Source organism: Streptomyces sp. NPDC001157, assembly GCF_053598255.1.
Genome location: NZ_JBSFJW010000062.1, coordinates 1 through 15855, shown reverse-complemented (window position 1 = coordinate 15855; position 15855 = coordinate 1). Strand labels below are relative to the sequence as shown.

Sequence of the window (15855 nt, the reverse complement as noted above, 5' to 3'; positions counted from 1 at the left end):
CCGTCCCCGGCGCACCCCCACGGGTCGTACGCACGCCGACGCGTGTCGGCCCACGCTCTGCCGCAGGCGCCCGGCCCCGCCGCCCGAGGCAAGCGCACCACCCCCTCCGAAGGAGAACCCCAGATGATCACCTCCCGACCCGACGCCTCGGCCCCGGGAGCCGCCCGATGAGAGTCCTGCTGATCGGAGCCAACGGCTACCTCGGCCGCTTCGTCGCCGACCGTCTGCTCGCCGACCCCGCCGTCCAGCTCACCGCGCTCGGGCGCGGCGACGACGCCGACGTCCGCTTCGACCTCGCGTCCGGCAGCCCCGGAGCCCTCACCCGCTTCCTCGACGCGGTCCACCCCGGAGTGGTCATCAACTGCGCGGGTGCCACCCGGGGCGGCGCCCGCGACCTCACCCGCCACAACACGGTCGCCGTCGCCACCGTCTGCGAGGCCCTGCGCCGCAGCGGCTGCGGCGCCCGCCTGGTGCAGATCGGCTGCGGCGCCGAGTACGGCCCCAGCCAACCGGGTTCCTCCACGGCGGAGGACGCCGTCCCGCGCCCGGGCGGTCCGTACGGCGTGAGCAAGCTCGCCGCCACCGAACTGGTCCTGGGCTCCGGTCTGGACGCGGTCGTCCTGCGGGTCTTCTCACCGGCCGGCCCCGGCACCCCCGCCGGCTCGCCGCTGGGCCGGCTCGCCGAGGCCATGCGCCGCGCCATGCAGTCCGGCGACGGTGAACTCAAGCTCGCAGGTCTCGGTGTCCAGCGCGACTTCATCGACGTACGCGACGTGGCGCGTGCCGTGCATGCCGCCTCGCTCTCCGCCGCGCAGGGCGTCATCAACATCGGCTCGGGCCGCGCCGTCCGGCTGCGCGACGCCGCCGCCATGCTCGCCCGCGTGGCCGGATACGGCGGCGCGCTCCACGAACTCGACGGCCCGCCCGGCCCGCTGCGGGCAACCATCGGTCACCCCCGCAGCGAATCCGACCACGGGGCCCCCGTCGCGTACCCGTACCCCGACGGCTGCGGCAGCTGGCAGCAGGCCGATGTGCGCACCGCACGCGACCGGCTCGGCTGGCGGCCCCGCATCAACCTCGAAGAGTCCCTCGCCGACATCTGGATGGAGGCGGCATGCCGTATCTGACCAGCACCAGAGCGGGCACCGCGAGCACCGACGTCCGCACCGGCTTCGGCATCCCCGGCTACGCACACCCCCTCGTCGCACCCACCGAGTGGGGCGAACTCACCCGCCCGGGAACGCCCCTGCACTGGGTCGTCCTCAACGTGGCCGACGGCCCCGGTTCCCGGCCCGACCCGTACTGCCTGGAGGCCGCCGGCCGCCTGCGCAACGCGGGCGTGCGGGTCCTCGGCCACCTCGACACCGCCTGCGGTGGTGCCCGCACCTTCGGCGAAGTGATCTCCGACGCGCACCGCTACATCGACTGGTACCAGGTCGACGGCTTCCTGCTGGACCGCTGCCCGACCGAACGCGACTCGCTCCCCGAGCTCCGCCGCACCGTCACCACGCTCCGCGCCATCCGTGACGGTGCCCACATCGTCCTCGGCCACGGCACCCACCCGCACCCCGGCTACGTCGAGATCGCCGACCAACTGGTCACCTTCTCCGGATCCTGGAGCGACTACCGCTGGTCTCAGGTGGCCGAGTGGACCGCGGACCACCCGCCCGAGCGCTTCTGCCACTTCGTCCATGGGGTGCCACGCCCCCACCTGGAGGAAGCACTGCGCATCGCCCGCTGGCAGGGCGCCTCGACCATCTACTTCACCGACCACACCGACCGTGGCGGCCGCGCCGACCCATGGGAGACCATGCCCGGCTACTGGGACGAAATCGTCTCGCGGATCGGAACGGGTGTCTCGGAATGAAGAAGGCCATGGCAGTGTTACGAGGAGAACAACTGTAGTGATTGACCGACCAACGGAGTCCCCGTGTCGCTGCCACCCCTGGTCGAGCCAGCCTCTGAGCTCACCGTAGACGAGGTCCGCAGGTACTCCCGCCACCTGATCATCCCCGACGTCGGGATGGACGGGCAGAAGCGGCTGAAGAACGCCAAGGTGCTCTGTGTTGGCGCCGGCGGCCTGGGCTCGCCGGCGCTGATGTACCTGGCCGCGGCGGGCGTCGGCACGCTCGGCATCGTGGAGTTCGACGAGGTCGACGAGTCGAACCTGCAGCGCCAGATCATCCACAGCCAGGCCGACATCGGCCGCTCCAAGGCCGAGTCCGCGCGTGACTCCGTCCTCGGCATCAACCCGTACGTGAACGTGGTCCTTCACGAGGAGCGGCTCGAGGCCGAGAACGTGATGGACATCTTCAGCCAGTACGACCTGATCGTCGACGGCACGGACAACTTCGCGACCCGCTACCTGGTCAACGACGCGTGCGTGCTGCTCAACAAGCCGTATGTGTGGGGTTCGATCTACCGCTTCGACGGCCAGGCCTCCGTCTTCTGGTCCGAGCACGGCCCCTGTTACCGCTGCCTCTACCCGGAGCCCCCGCCGCCGGGCATGGTCCCCTCCTGCGCCGAGGGCGGCGTGCTGGGCGTGCTGTGCGCGTCCATCGGCTCCATCCAGGTCAACGAGGCCATCAAGCTCCTCGCCGGCATCGGTGAGCCGCTGGTCGGCCGCCTGATGATCTACGACGCCCTGGAGATGCAGTACCGCCAGGTCAAGGTCCGCAAGGACCCGAACTGCGCGGTCTGCGGCGAGAATCCCACCGTCACCGAGCTCATCGACTACGAGGCCTTCTGCGGCGTCGTCTCCGAGGAGGCCCAGGAGGCGGCCGCCGGTTCGACGATCACTCCGAAGCAGCTCAAGGAGTGGATCGACGACGGCGAGAACATCGAGATCATCGACGTCCGTGAGATCAACGAGTACGAGATCGTCTCGATCCCCGGCGCCAAGCTGATCCCGAAGAACGAGTTCCTCATGGGCGCCGCCCTGGAGACCCTCCCGCAGGACAAGAAGATCGTCCTGCACTGCAAGACGGGTGTCCGCAGTGCGGAAGTCCTCGCGGTCCTGAAGTCCGCGGGCTTCGCCGACGCCGTACACGTCGGCGGCGGCGTGATCGGCTGGGTCAACCAGATCGAGCCGCACAAGCCGGTCTACTGATCACCGTCCTCGCCGACCAGCGAGGCTGAAGAAGCCCACGACTCTGACCAGTTCAGATGCCGTGGGCTTCTGTCGTTGTCGGTCGGCGTCGGGCGGCCTCGGACTCAGCACGGACACCGACAGGGCCCGCCCTGTGGGCCGCGGTTCACCAGTCCCGTTGGAAGATCGGGTACACCGATGATCGCTGAGCCGGGCCGTTGGTGGTCCGGGGTTCTGTGAGACTTGGCCTGCAAGTCCCCGCTGTTCCCCGCTGGTGCTCGCTGGTTGGGGCACGTGGGGGACACGCCCATGGTGAGCCGTGACTGGTGATTGTCATCGTCGTTGGAGCGAGCATGCGAAAGATCATCATGACCGCCACGCTTGCCGTGGCCGCTGTCGCCATGGCAATTCCTGCGCATGCGGACGACAAGTCGACCCCCCACTGGACCTTCGCGCCGGGATCCGTCTGCGGGCTGGAAGGGGCAGAGGTGTCGGCGCTGCCGATTCTGACCGACTTCGTTCCCGTCCACTCCAACAACTGCCCGAACGGCGACGTGCTCAATTACCCGACGATCTAGGTCGAAGGGTCCCCTCAACCCGCCACGACGAAATCGCCGAACTGGCCCTGTTCCGGGGCTGCGGGCGTCGGCGGAACCGGCACCAGGTCCCCGGTCGGTGCCGGAGAGAAAGGGGTCCGGCACCAAGGGTGTCGGGCCCCTCTCCGCTGCCCGGGCTGCGCGTCCCCGCTGTCCGGGCTACGAGGCGCAGACCTTTCCGTCGCTCGGCACCGTCCCGTTCAGCAGATACGCGTCCACCGTCGAGTCGACACAGTCGCTCCCGTTCCCGTACGCACCATGTCCCTCGCCCTTCCAGGTGAGCTCCACACCGACACCCTTGCCCAGTTCGTCGGCCATCTTCCGGGCACCCTCGTAGGGCGTCGCCGGGTCGCCGGTGTTGCCGACCACGAGGATCGGGGGTGCCCCGGGCGCGCTGGCCGGAGGGGTGTCCCACTGGCCTGTCACCGGCCAGTCGTGGCACCAGCCGGCGGTGTCCCAGCCCATGAAGTCGCCGAAAACGGGCGATATCTTCTCGAACTGTGCCAGCCGCTTCTTCGTCTCGGCGGGTGTCGGGCGCAGCTTGCTGTCCAAGCACGATATGACGCGCTGCGAGTGGGTCGTCGTCTCGTAGCGCCCCGAAGCGTCGCGGCCGTTGTAGCCGTCGGCCAGCGACAGCAGTTCCGAACCGTCTCCGTTCTCGGCGGTGTTCAGCGCGCTGGTGAGACTGGGCCAGCTCTGCCGGGAGTAGAGGGGGTAGGTCAGTCCGGTCAGTGCGAGCGTCTGGGTGAGCTTGCGGCCGCTCGAGGTCGGCAGCGGGTGGGCGTCGATCCGCTGCAGCAGGGCCGAGATCTTCCGGGATCCCTCCGCCGGATCCTGTCCCGTCGACTTGAGGTAGTCGTCCAGCGCCCGCTGGAAACCCCTGGCCTGGTTCTCGGCGTGACCCACCATGTCGGCGCTCGGGTCGACCACGGCGTCCAGGACGAGCCGCGCCACCTTCTTCGGGAACAAGTGGGCGTAGACACCGCCGAGTTCGGTGCCGTACGAGATGCCGAAGTAGTGCATGTCCGAGTCGCCCAGCACCTGGCGCATCAGGTCCATGTCGCGGGCGGTGTCGGTCGTCGACGCGTGGGACATCAGCTTCCCGGCGGCCTTCGCGCAGCCCTTGCCGAAGTCGGCGGCGTCCTGGAGATACGCCTTCTCCTCGGCAGGGGTGTCCGGTGTGGTGTCCACGGACTCCGCGGCCTGGATCTCCTTGTCGCTGCGGCAGCGGATTCCGCCGCTCGATCCGACGCCGCGTGGGTCCCAGCTCACCAGGTCGTACCGTTCACGGAGTTTGGCGAAGGTGGGGCCGAAGGACGGCAGGTAGGAGACGCCCGGGGCGCCGGGACCGCCGAAGTTGAACAGCAGCGAGCCGATGCGCCTGCCCCCGCGGGCCTCGGCGCGGATCAGCGCGAGGCCCATCGTCCCGGCCTCCGGCTTCGACCAGTCCAGGGGCACTTTGAGCGTCGCGCACCGCCAGTCGTTGCCCGGCGCCGGGGCGTCGTCGGTGGCCTTGCAGTGGCCCCAGGCGAGCTTCTGCGCGGTCAGCGAGGAGGGCAGCGCGGCTGTCGTGCCGGAGGAGCCGGACGACTGCGAGGCGGCCGCGCTCGTCCTCCCGCTGCCCTTGTCGTCGTCGGACGACGAACCACCGCTGCACCCCCCCACCAGGAGCGCTGCGGCGGCCCCCAGCGCCGTCCACCGTGCGAATCGCGCCATGCGTGTCCCCCCCTCACGGGCCGTCCGCATCGAGCAGCAGACGGCTGTCAGGCCATCGTAGGCGGATCAAGCCAGACCTGCCTGAGCCTGTGGATAACCTGCTGACCTGCTGCTTTACCTCGAATCGGCGTCGGTCTCAGGTGCAGACGGTTCCGGCCGCCGGGACTTTCCCGTCCAGCAGATAGCCGTTCACGACGGCCTGCACGCACTTGTTCTTGCTGTCGTACGAGCCGTGCCCCTGCCCCTTGTACGTCAGCTCCACGCCGACGCCCTTGCCCAGCGCGTCCACCATCTTCTGCGCACCCTCGTACGGGGTGGCGGGGTCGCCGGTGTTGCCCACGACCAGGATCGGCGCGGCCCCCGGCGCGCTCACGTCCGGATGGTCGGCGGCACCCGCCACGGGCCAGTCGGTGCAACTGACCATGCCCCAGGCCAGGAAGTCGCCGAACAGGGGCGAGGCGGACCGGAACTCGGGCAGTTTCTGCTGCACGTAGCCGGGGCTGTAGCGGGGCTTCTCGTCGGCGCAGTTGATGGCGATGTTGGCGGCGGTGATGTTGCTGTACTCGCCGTTCTCGCTGCGCCCGTTGAGCGAGTCGGACAGCGCCATGAGGACCTTGCCGTCGCCGCTGTACGCCTGTTCCAGGCCCTGGGTGAGGTACTGCCAGTAGTCCTTGGAGTACAGGGCCTGCGCGATGCCGTTGGTCGCGGCGCTCTGGGTCAGCCGGCGGGGGAGGATGCCGGAGATCGGCTTCGCGTCGAGGTCCTTCAGCAGCTTGGCGATACGGTCCTTCACGTCCTGCGCGGTGTCGCCGATCGGGCACGCACTGGCCTTCGACGTGCAGTCCGCGGCGAAGTTGTCGAGCGCGAGCTGGAAGCCCTCGGCCTGTCCGAGCGAGCTCTGCTCGGCGTTCTGCGTCGGGTCGACGACCGCGTCGAGGACGGCGCGGCCCACCTTCTTCGGGAACAAGTGGGCGTAGACGCCGCCGAGTTCGGTGCCGTACGAGATGCCGAAGTAGTACAGCTTGTCGTCGCCGAGGACCTGCCGCATGAGGTCCATGTCGCGGGCCGCGTCGGTGGTGCGCACATGTGGCAGCACCTTCTTGGAGTTCTTCTCGCAGGCCGCGTTGAACTTCTTGGTGTTGTCCAGGTACGCGGTGCGCTCGCCGGCGTCGTCGGGGGTGGCGTCCTGCTGGAAGTACGCGTCGAGCTGCTGGTCGTTCTCGCATTTCACGGGGGCGCTGCTGCCGACGCCGCGCGGGTCGAAGCTGACCAGGTCGTAGCGGGTGCGCAGTTTCGCGTAGTCCTGGCCGAAGGCAGGCAGGGTGGTGACGCCCGAGCCGCCGGGACCGCCGAAATTGAAGACGAGCGAGCCGATGCGCTTGCTGCTGTCGCCGCTCGTCTTCGCCCGGATCAGCGCGATGCCGATCGTGTCGCCCTTGGGCTTCGCCCAGTCGAGGGGCGCCTTCATGGTGGCGCACTGCCACTGGCCGCCGTTCGGCAGAGGGGACGGGGCGTCGCCGCCGCCTTCCGCCGCGGATGGAGCGGGGCAGTCCTTCCAGTTCAGCTTCTGGGCCGACAGGTCCCCGTCCTTGGCTTCCTCGGAGCTGTCGCTGCAGCCCGCCAGCACGGAGGCCAGCAGCACGAGGGTGACGGTCAGGGTGGTCGCGCGCGGGCGGGAAGGGTTCGGCATGGTCCCATCCTGTCGTCACGCGCGCGTGGGCGCTCGGGACACGGGCCGTAAGGGGTAGGCCGGCTACGGTCTTCGAACTACAGCGCACCCTTGCGCGACAGTTGGTTGAAGGCCAGCCAGCCCGGCAGTACCGGCAGCCACAGCGTCAGCAGCCGGAACAGCAGCACGGCGGGGGCCGCGACCTCCTTGGGGAGGCCCACGGCGATCAGGCCGACCGTCAGGGTCGCCTCCACGGCGCCCACGCCGCCCGGGGTCGGGGCCGCGGAGCCGAGTGCGTTGCCGGCGAGGAAGACGACGGCGACGCTGGCGATGCTCAGCGAGGTGCCCTCCTGGCCGAAGGCGCGGATCGAGGCGTCCAGGCACATCACGAAGCACGCGGTCAGCAGCAGCATGCCGCCGATGCCGGTGACGAGCTTCTGCGGCCGCTGCAGCACGTCCAGCATGCGCGGCACGACACCGGCGAAAAGCGACCGCACGCGCGTGGCGACGAATTTCCGCAGGAACGGCACCGAGGTGACGACGAGGACGAGCACGGCCACCGTCAGCAGACCCGCGATGACGGTCCGGGACGGCGACAGGGACGGCGTCTTCTCGGTGCCGGTCAAATAGCCGAAGGACAGCAGCATCAGGATGTGGCAGCCGAGCCCGAACAGTTGCGAGGCGCCGACGCTCGCCACCGCGAGCCCCGGGCGCACCCCCGCGCGCTGCAGGAAGCGTGTGTTGAGGGCGACACCGCCCACCGCGGCCGGTGCGACGATCTTGACGAACGACCCGGCGACCTGCGCCGCCACGGCCCGCAGGAACGGCACCCGCTCCGGCACGAAGCCCAGGAGGGCCATGGCCGCCGCGACATAGCTCAGCGCCGAGAACAGCACCGCCGCGGCGACCCAGCCCCACTGCGCGTTGGCGACCAGAGGACCGAACTCGATGTGGGTGAGCTGCGTCAGCAGGAAGTACGCGCCGATGGCACCGGCGATGAAACTGATCAGAGTCCGTGGCCGCACCCGCTCGAGCCGGGCCGGTTCGACCGGCGCCTGCGGCCTGATCAACAACACCTGGTGACGGATCTGGGTGAGCAGATCCTCCTCGCGCGCTTCGTCGATAGCTTCGTCGATGGCCCGCTTCTCGGCCCGCAGCTCAGCGCGCACAGCCTTCTTGTCGGGTTTTTCGAGTACGGGCCCGGTCTGCTCCGAGGCCTCCTCCAGGCGGGCCTGCTTGGCCTGCCGGGACGCCTCCAGGACGGCTTCGCGCTCGCGCTGGGCCCGTTCCCTGGCCAGCTTGCGCAGGGTCGCACGGGAGGTGCGGCTGAGCGCGATGGGCTGCAGCATCGGCAGGCAGTCGGCCACGGCGTCCGGGCCGAGCACACCCACCGCCGACGCCACCGCGCGCTCGGCGCCCACCCGCAGTCCGAGCGTCACCAGGAGCTGCGAGATGTCCATGCGCAGCAGCAGATCGCCGGCCGCGATCTCGCCGACGCGCAGGTCGGTGAGGATGACCGTGCCGGAACGATCCACCAGGATGGCGTCGCCCACCAGTCTGCGGTGCGCGATGCGCCGGGACTGCAGAGCGCGTACCTGGTGCCAGGTGTCGTGCAGAAGCTCGTCGGTGATCTCGTCGTCCGCGAGGGTGTCGAGGGTGCGTCCGCCGGTGTGCTCGTAGACGAGCATCACGGCGTCGGGACCGAGCTCGGAGGTCGCGATCAGCTTGGGTGCGTTCGCGCCGGCCGCGATCGCCGCGTAGGCGAGCAGGGCCTCCTGCTCCAGTGCCTGGCGCAGCGACTGGAGGCTGCTGCGGGTGGCGAAGCCGCGCAGCGTCAGGTTGCGCCACACGCGGTAGAAGAACCCCTGGGCCTGCTGCTCCCGGTCGACGACCGTCACGTCCAGGGGCGGGCCGTCCTCGAGTGTGACGAAGTAGCGCCGTCCGCGGTCGCCGGTCTCCGGTGTCTCCGGCAGTTCCTCGCGTGACGCGGTCACCGGGCGGAAGCCGACGTGCCGCAGACCCGCCATCAGCGTCCGTCCGGTGGGGCGGACATTGGGCGAGCCGACCGCGTACAGCGTCCCGTAGGCCACGGTCCAGCCGATCAGCACCGTCAGGATGATCGAGAACGGTGTCGTGTAGCCGGTGACGAGCATCGAGAACGCGTCGAGGAGCAGCACCATCCACAGCACCGCACGCCAGCGAGGCCGCCGCGACATGCCGACGGCCGTCATGTACGCGATGACCGGCGCGAGATAGCCGTGCACGGGGTCGGTCAGGGCGTGGATGTCGCCGGGGGAGGGCTGGGTCAGCGCCTCCTGGATGGAGTCGGGGGCGGCCTTGGCGACCCACAGATCTGTGGCGAGAGTCACCCCGTGCGCGAGGACCGCCGCGAGGACGCCGTCGGCGATGCGCAGCCCGTCGCGCTTGATCAGCCGTTCGATCGCGAACGCGACCGGCACCAGCAGGATCGCGATGCTGGAGGCCAGGCCGGCGATCTTGATGAGCAGATCGGGCGCCTGACCGGTGCCCTTGTTGATGTCCTGTTCGAGCCCCGAGGTGGTGCCGTGGGCGAACGCGGCGATCGCCAGCAGCAGGATGATCCCCAGCACGCCCACCAGGAGGCGCATCAGGTCCGACGGACGGTGCACGCGCGCGGGGAGCAGCGGTTCGTCGCCCTCGACCTCGTCGATGTGCGCCTCGTCCAGGAAGTCCTCCTCGCCCCGGCCGGCGTCCTTCGAAGCGGTGTCCTTGCCGTCGGTGTCCGAGCCGGAGCCGGAGCCGGAGCGCGACGAAGCGTCAGAGGTGCTCTCCGCGTCCTCTGGCTGCGCACCCTGCTTCTTCATCGTCTCTTCTTGATCTCGTATCACCGGTCACCGCCCGCATGATGGTGGCATGCTCCACCGACACACGGGGGCATCAGGGTGCAGGAGCGGGGGCGCACAGTCTGCCGGAAGCGCCGCCCGGGGGCGAGGGACACACATCATTGCGAGCGCGTCACGCTGTCGGTGGCATGCGGCAGGATGGGCCGGATGAGCGAGGAGAGCCTTCCGCGGGACGCCGGCCCGGAGCATGCGGACGCGCTGCCGGAGTACGCCGAGCGCGTCCTCGAGGTCGCCGAACTGATCCCGCCCGGGCGTGTCATGACGTACGGGGACGTCGCCGAGTGGCTGGAGCAGGGTGGACCCCGTCAGGTCGGCCGGGTGATGGCCCTCTACGGGGGAGCCGTCCCGTGGTGGCGCGTCGTGCGCGCGGACGGCGCCCTGCTCCCGGGGCACGAACTGCGTGCTCTCGATCACTACCGCGCCGAGGGCACCCCCCTGAAGGAGGCGAGCAGGGCCACCGAGGGCCACCTGCCGCGCCTCGACATGAGGCGGGCGCGATGGGACGGCGGCGAACGCGCAGACGGTCACACCTGAAAGCTTCCGCCATGGGACGGGCCAGTGTGTGACCCGTGATCCGTACGGGGGACCCGGGGCACGTTTGTGGCATGGCGTACGTTCGTGGGGCGAGGGGCCTGCGGGGTGCGAGTGCCGCGAGGGAAGAAGAGGAAGCCCTGCTTCCGCAACCTGCGTCGGCGTAGCGTCGGCTGCACGCGCCCCCCTCACCTCCCGATCACCGCCCTGCACGCGCGGTGGTCCGACGACCAGTACAACCACCAGGACCGGCGAACCACGTGAGCTCCTCTTCCTCCATCAGGCGCCTGTCGCACCCCCAGGTGCGACAGGGGGGTCGTGGCGCCTACCGACTGGTGCGTACCCCGCCGACCCGACACGATCCCCCTCTTCTGGACGCGCAACAGCGCTCCGTGGTTGACCACAAGGGCGGCCCACTGCTCGTCCTCGCAGGTCCGGGCACCGGCAAGACCACCACGCTCGTCGAGTCCGTGGCGGCGCGGATCGCCCGTGGCGGGGACCCCGAGCGCATCCTTGTGCTGACGTTCAGCCGCAAGGCGGCCGTCGAACTGCGCGACCGCATGGCACTGCGCATGGGGGCGGCCCGTGCGCCCCAGGCGACCACCTTCCACTCGTTCTGCTACGCCCTGGTCCGCGCCCACCAGGACAACGACCTGTTCGTGGAGCCGCTGCGCCTGCTGTCCGGCCCCGAGCAGGACGTGGCCGTCCGTGACCTGCTCGCGGGCCAGGCCGACCTGGAGCGGCTCGGCCTCGCCCATGTGCGCTGGCCCGACGAACTGCGGGCCTGCCTGACCACCCGGGGCTTCGCCGACGAGGTCCGCGCGGTCCTCGCCCGAAGCCGCGAACTGGGCCTGTCGCCCGGCGCCCTGGACGCCTTCGCCCGCCGCATCGGACGCCCCGACTGGCGTGCCGCGGCCACCTTCCTCGCCGAGTACCTCGACGTGCTCGACCTGCAGGGCGTACTCGACTACGCGGAACTGGTCCACCGCGCGGTCCTCCTCGCCCGCCGCCCCGGGGCCGCCGAGCGGCTCGCCGCGCGCTACGACGCCGTCTTCGTGGACGAGTACCAGGACACGGACGCCGCCCAGGTACGGCTGCTGCACGCCCTCGCGGGCGGCGGCCGCACCCTCGTCGCCTTCGGCGACCCCGACCAGTCGATCTACGCGTTCCGCGGTGCGGACGTGGGCGGCATCCTCGAGTTCCCGGACGCCTTCCCGCGCGCGGACGGCCGCCCCGCGCCCGTCGAGGTCCTGCGCACCTCGCGCCGCTCCGGTTCCGCCCTGCTCGCCGCGACCCGGCTGCTCACCCAGCGCATGCCGCTCACCCGGCTTCCGGCGGAGAAGGCACGCGCGCATCGCGACCTCGCCCCGGTTCGGGACGGCGGCCGCGTCGAGGTGTACACCTACCCGACGCCCGGTACGGAGCTGGACAACATCGCCGACATCCTGCGCCGGGCCCACCTGGAGGACGGCGTCCCCTGGCGTGAGATGGCCGTACTGGTGCGGGCCGGATCGCGTACGATCCCGACGATCCGCCGCGCGCTCACCGCGGCGGGCGTGCCCCTGGACATCGAGGGTGACGATCTGCCGCTACGGCACGAACCGGCCGTGACACCGCTGCTGACGGCACTGCGGGCAGTGGCCGACGCGGAGGCGGCACGGACCGATGTCCCGGACGAGGCAGGTGCCGAGACCTCCTCCGAGGGTGCCGTGCCCGAGGAGGACGGTCGCGAAGAGGCCGTCTCCCAAGGGCTCCGCTCCGAAGAGCCCGGGACCGCCGCGTGCTGGCTCGACACCGAAACCGCCCTGACCCTGCTGGCCTCCCCTCTCGCCGGCATGGACGCCGCCGACCTGCGCCGCCTCGGGCGTGCCCTGCGCGACGAGGAGCGGGCCGCGGGCAACCCCCTGCCGCCGCCCTCGGACGAACTGCTCGCGCGGGCGCTGGCCGAGCCGGAACGCCTGGTCGCGCACGACCCCGCGTACGCGCGTGGCGCCCAGCGGCTCGGCGCACTGCTGCGCGCCGCCCGTGAGCGCCTCGCGAGCGGCGGCACGGCCGAAGAGGCCCTGTGGGATCTGTGGGACGGCACACCGTGGCCGGCCCGGCTGGAGCGGTCCGCTCGGCGCGGCGGCGCTGCCGGGCGCAACGCCGACCGCGATCTGGACGCGGTCTGTGCCCTGTTCGCGACCGCCGCGCGCGCCGAGGAGCGCACCGGCGGCCGGGGCGCCCTCAACTTCCTGGAGGAGATCGAGGCCGAGGACATCGCCGCCGACACCCTCACGCGGCGCGCCGTCCGCCCCGACGCCGTACGCCTGATGACCGCGCACCGCTCCAAGGGCCTGGAGTGGCGCCTGGTCGTCGTCGCGGGCGTACAGGAGGGACTGTGGCCGGACCTGCGCCGCCGCGGCTCCCTCCTGGAGGCCGACCGCATCGGCCGCGACGGACTCGCCGAACCGCTCACCCCGGGCGCGCTGCTCGCGGAGGAGCGCCGCCTGTTCTACGTGGCCGCCACGCGCGCGCGTGAACGCCTCGTCGTCACCGCGGTGAAGGCACCCGCCGACGACGGCGACCAGCCCTCACGCTTCCTCACCGAACTCGGCGTCGAACCCAGGGACGTCACCGGCCGCCCGCGCCGCCCGCTGTCCGTCGCCGCGCTCGTCGCCGAACTGCGCGCCACCACCGTCGACCCGCGCGTCTCGGACACCCTCAGAGAGGCTGCCGCCCACCGCCTGGCCCGGCTCGCCGCGCTCGCCGACGAGGACGGCCGCCCACTCGTCCCGTCCGCCCACCCCTACCGCTGGTGGGGCATGTACGAGCCGACCGAGAGCAAGGTGCCGCTGCGCGACCGGGACCAGCCCGTCGTGCTCTCGGGCAGCGCCCTCGACCAGCTCGCCAACACCTGCGCCCTGCAGTGGTTCCTGGGCCGCGAGGTCAAGGCCGACGCCCCCGCGACGGCCGCCCAGGGCTTCGGCAACGTGGTGCACGTCCTCGCCGACGAGGTCGCCTCCGGACACACCCCCGCCGACCTCGCCGTCCTCATGGAGCGCCTCGACTCCGTGTGGAACGCGCTCGCCTTCGACGCGCCCTGGAAGTCGGCGCAGGAGAAGGAGAACGCGCGCGTGGCGCTCGAACGCTTCCTGCAGTGGCATGTCGACACCGGTGGTGCCCGCGTCGGCCGCACCCCGGTGGCCAGCGAGCACGGCTTCGACGTCACCCTCGAAGCGGGCGACTACGAGGTCCGCATCCGCGGCTCCATGGACCGCGTCGAGACCGACGGCGAGGGCCGCGCCTACGTCGTCGACTTCAAGACCGGCAAACAGGCGCCCACCGCCCGCGAGGTGGCCCGCCACCCCCAACTCGCCGTCTACCAGCTCGCCGTCCGCGAAGGCGCCGTCGACGAGGCCTTCGACGGCATACGTCCCGAACCCGGCGGCGCCGAACTCGTCCAGCTGCGCCAGGGCGCCGCCCGGCGCGACGGCGGCGAGACCCTGCCCAAGGTGCAGGCCCAGGACCCCATCGAAGGCGCGGCGGGGGAGTGGGTCGGCGAACTGCTGGCCAACGCCGCCGGAAAGGTCCTCGACGAACGGTTCACCCCCAGCGCCGGCCAGCACTGCTCGCACTGCGCCTTCCAGGCCTCCTGCAGTGCGAGGCCCGAAGGGCGACACGTCGTCGAGTGACGCAGGTGATCTTCCCGGCCCTCTGTGATCGACCGCACCACGCGTGCTGACCTGCGCTTCTCCCCGCCCGAAGGCCGATTTCGTCCTCCACTGTCAGTGGCCACCGCTAGCCTCTCTGACGTGCCGCCCCGTATCACCGATCCCGATCAGCTCAAGGAGCTCCTCGGGATTCCGTTCACCCCGGAGCAGACGGCCTGCATCATCGCGCCGCCCGCCCCGCAGGTGATCGTGGCCGGAGCCGGGTCGGGCAAGACGACGGTGATGGCGGCACGCGTGGTGTGGCTGGTCGGCACCGGCCAGGTCGCCCCCGAGCAGGTCCTCGGCCTCACCTTCACCAACAAGGCGGCCGGCGAACTCGCCGAGCGCGTCCGCAAGGCGCTCGTCAAGGCAGGCGTCACCGACCCGGACGTCATCGACCCGGACAATCCGCCGGGCGAGCCGGTGATCTCGACGTACCACGCCTTCGCGGGCCGCCTCCTGACCGACCACGGCCTGCGCATCGGCCTCGAACCGACCTCCCGTCTGCTCGCCGACGCCACCCGCTACCAGCTCGCCGCGCGCGTGCTGCGCGAGGCCCCGGGCCCCTACCCGGCGCTCACCCGCTCCTTCGCGGACCTCGTCAGCGACCTGCTCGCCCTCGACGCCGAACTCGCCGAGCACCTCGTGCGCCCCGAGGAACTGCGCGCGTACGACACCGGGCTGCTGCGCACCCTGGAGGGCGCCAAGCTCACCAACGCCGACCTGCGCAAGGTCCCCGAAGCGGCCGCCGCCCGCCGTGAACTCGCCCAACTGGTGGTCCGTTACCGCGCCGCCAAGCGTGAGCGGGACCTGCTCGACTTCGGCGACCAGATCGCCCTGTCCGCACAGCTCGCCCGCATCCCCGACGTGGGCCGCATCCTGCGCGACGAGTTCCGTGTCGTCCTCCTCGACGAGTACCAGGACACATCGGTCGCCCAACGCATCCTCCTGGCGGGCCTGTTCGGCGACGGCACCGGCCACCCGGTGACCGCCGTCGGCGACCCCTGTCAGGCGATCTACGGCTGGCGCGGCGCCTCCGTCGCCAACCTGGACGACTTCCCGGAGCACTTCGCGCATCCCGACGGCCGCCCGGCCACCCGCCAGGCACTCAGCGAGAACCGCCGCAGCGGTGGCCGCCTCCTCGACCTCGCCAACGGTCTCGCGGAGCCCCTGCGCGCCATGCACGCGGGCGTGGAGGCCCTCCGCCCGGCCCCCGGCGCCGAACGCGACGGCATCGTGCGCTGCGCGCTGCTGCCCACCCACGCCGAGGAGATCGACTGGATCGCCGACTCCATCGCCCACCTCGTCACCACCGGCAAGGCGCCCGGTGAGATCGCCGTCCTGTGCCGTACGGCAACCGACTTCGCCGAGATCCAGGGCGCACTCGTCGCCCGGGACGTCCCCGTCGAGGTGGTCGGCCTGTCCGGGCTGCTGCACCTGCCCGAGATCGCCGACCTGGTCGCCGTCTGCGAGGTGCTCCAGGACCCCGGCGCCAACGCCTCCCTGGTCCGCCTCCTCACCGGCCCGCGCTGGCGCATCGGCCCCCGCGACCTCGCCCTCCTGGGACGCCGCGCCCGCCTCCTCGTCGCCCACGCGCGCGTGGGCTGAAGAAGACCAGGTCGCCGGGCTGGAGCTGCTGGATGACGACGGGGCGGTGGCCGGTGAGGGGGATCACGGGTAC

10 protein-coding genes are annotated in these 15855 nt (G+C 71.3%); 7 read left to right on the top strand and 3 right to left on the bottom strand.

Features of this window, described 5'->3' with window-relative positions:
* Window positions 1-167: 167 nt before the first annotated feature.
* From ACWDAG_RS45885 to ACWDAG_RS45870, 4 genes are all read left to right on the top strand, one after another.
* Window positions 168-1127 (top strand): NAD-dependent epimerase/dehydratase family protein, encoded by a 960-nt coding sequence (locus ACWDAG_RS45885; RefSeq protein WP_450701541.1) that lies wholly within the window; start codon window positions 168-170, stop codon window positions 1125-1127.
* Window positions 1115-1867, top strand: a complete 753-nt coding sequence (locus ACWDAG_RS45880; RefSeq protein ID WP_450701540.1) for a spherulation-specific family 4 protein — start codon at window positions 1115-1117, stop codon at window positions 1865-1867. The genes ACWDAG_RS45885 and ACWDAG_RS45880 overlap by 13 nt, the downstream gene beginning before the upstream one ends.
* Before the next feature lie 63 nt (window positions 1868-1930).
* Window positions 1931-3109 carry an adenylyltransferase/sulfurtransferase MoeZ gene (gene moeZ, locus ACWDAG_RS45875; RefSeq protein ID WP_450701539.1) on the top strand — a complete coding sequence of 393 codons (1179 nt, stop codon included), beginning with the start codon at window positions 1931-1933 and terminating at the stop codon, window positions 3107-3109.
* 332 nt (window positions 3110-3441) lie between these two features.
* Window positions 3442-3666 carry a hypothetical protein gene (locus ACWDAG_RS45870; RefSeq protein ID WP_450701538.1) on the top strand — a complete coding sequence of 75 codons (225 nt, stop codon included), beginning with the start codon at window positions 3442-3444 and terminating at the stop codon, window positions 3664-3666.
* 177 nt (window positions 3667-3843) lie between these two features.
* Here the strand turns inward: ACWDAG_RS45870 and ACWDAG_RS45865 are convergent, their stop codons facing one another.
* From ACWDAG_RS45865 to ACWDAG_RS45855, 3 genes are all read right to left on the bottom strand, one after another.
* A complete protein-coding gene (locus tag ACWDAG_RS45865) occupies window positions 3844-5400 on the bottom strand; it encodes an alpha/beta hydrolase (RefSeq protein WP_450701537.1) in 1557 nt (518 codons plus the stop codon).
* A gap of 136 nt (window positions 5401-5536) precedes the next feature.
* Window positions 5537-7090 (bottom strand): alpha/beta hydrolase, encoded by a 1554-nt coding sequence (locus tag ACWDAG_RS45860; RefSeq protein ID WP_450701536.1) that lies wholly within the window; start codon window positions 7088-7090, stop codon window positions 5537-5539.
* 77 nt (window positions 7091-7167) lie between these two features.
* Window positions 7168-9912 (bottom strand): lysylphosphatidylglycerol synthase domain-containing protein, encoded by a 2745-nt coding sequence (locus tag ACWDAG_RS45855; RefSeq protein ID WP_450701535.1) that lies wholly within the window; start codon window positions 9910-9912, stop codon window positions 7168-7170.
* 186 nt (window positions 9913-10098) lie between these two features.
* Here ACWDAG_RS45855 and ACWDAG_RS45850 point away from each other — a divergent pair, with 186 nt between their 5' ends.
* The 3 genes from ACWDAG_RS45850 to ACWDAG_RS45840 all read left to right on the top strand — a co-directional run bounded on the left by ACWDAG_RS45850 (window position 10099) and on the right by ACWDAG_RS45840 (window position 15782).
* Window positions 10099-10485 carry an MGMT family protein gene (locus ACWDAG_RS45850; protein WP_450701534.1) on the top strand — a complete coding sequence of 129 codons (387 nt, stop codon included), beginning with the start codon at window positions 10099-10101 and terminating at the stop codon, window positions 10483-10485.
* A gap of 257 nt (window positions 10486-10742) precedes the next feature.
* On the top strand, window positions 10743-14156 hold the full coding sequence (locus tag ACWDAG_RS45845) for an ATP-dependent helicase (RefSeq protein WP_450701533.1): 3414 nt from the start codon (window positions 10743-10745) through the stop codon (window positions 14154-14156).
* A 120-nt stretch (window positions 14157-14276) separates the two neighbouring features.
* The gene (locus ACWDAG_RS45840) at window positions 14277-15782 is read left to right on the top strand and encodes an ATP-dependent helicase (protein ID WP_450701532.1); all 1506 of its coding nucleotides are present in this window, start codon (window positions 14277-14279) and stop codon (window positions 15780-15782) included.
* The last annotated feature ends 73 nt before the right edge of the window (window positions 15783-15855 follow it).

Excerpts from the sequence above, each read along its gene's own strand:
- ACWDAG_RS45865 (WP_450701537.1), bottom strand. The coding sequence starts at position 5,400 with ATGGCGCGATTCGCACGGTGGACGGCGCTGGGGGCCGCCGCAGCGCTC.
- ACWDAG_RS45850 (WP_450701534.1), top strand. The coding sequence starts at position 10,099 with ATGAGCGAGGAGAGCCTTCCGCGGGACGCCGGCCCGGAGCATGCGGAC.
- ACWDAG_RS45860 (WP_450701536.1), bottom strand. The coding sequence starts at position 7,090 with ATGCCGAACCCTTCCCGCCCGCGCGCGACCACCCTGACCGTCACCCTC.
- ACWDAG_RS45870 (WP_450701538.1), top strand. The coding sequence starts at position 3,442 with ATGCGAAAGATCATCATGACCGCCACGCTTGCCGTGGCCGCTGTCGCC.
- ACWDAG_RS45880 (WP_450701540.1), top strand. The coding sequence starts at position 1,115 with ATGCCGTATCTGACCAGCACCAGAGCGGGCACCGCGAGCACCGACGTC.
- ACWDAG_RS45855 (WP_450701535.1), bottom strand. The coding sequence starts at position 9,912 with ATGAAGAAGCAGGGTGCGCAGCCAGAGGACGCGGAGAGCACCTCTGAC.
- ACWDAG_RS45885 (WP_450701541.1), top strand. The coding sequence starts at position 168 with ATGAGAGTCCTGCTGATCGGAGCCAACGGCTACCTCGGCCGCTTCGTC.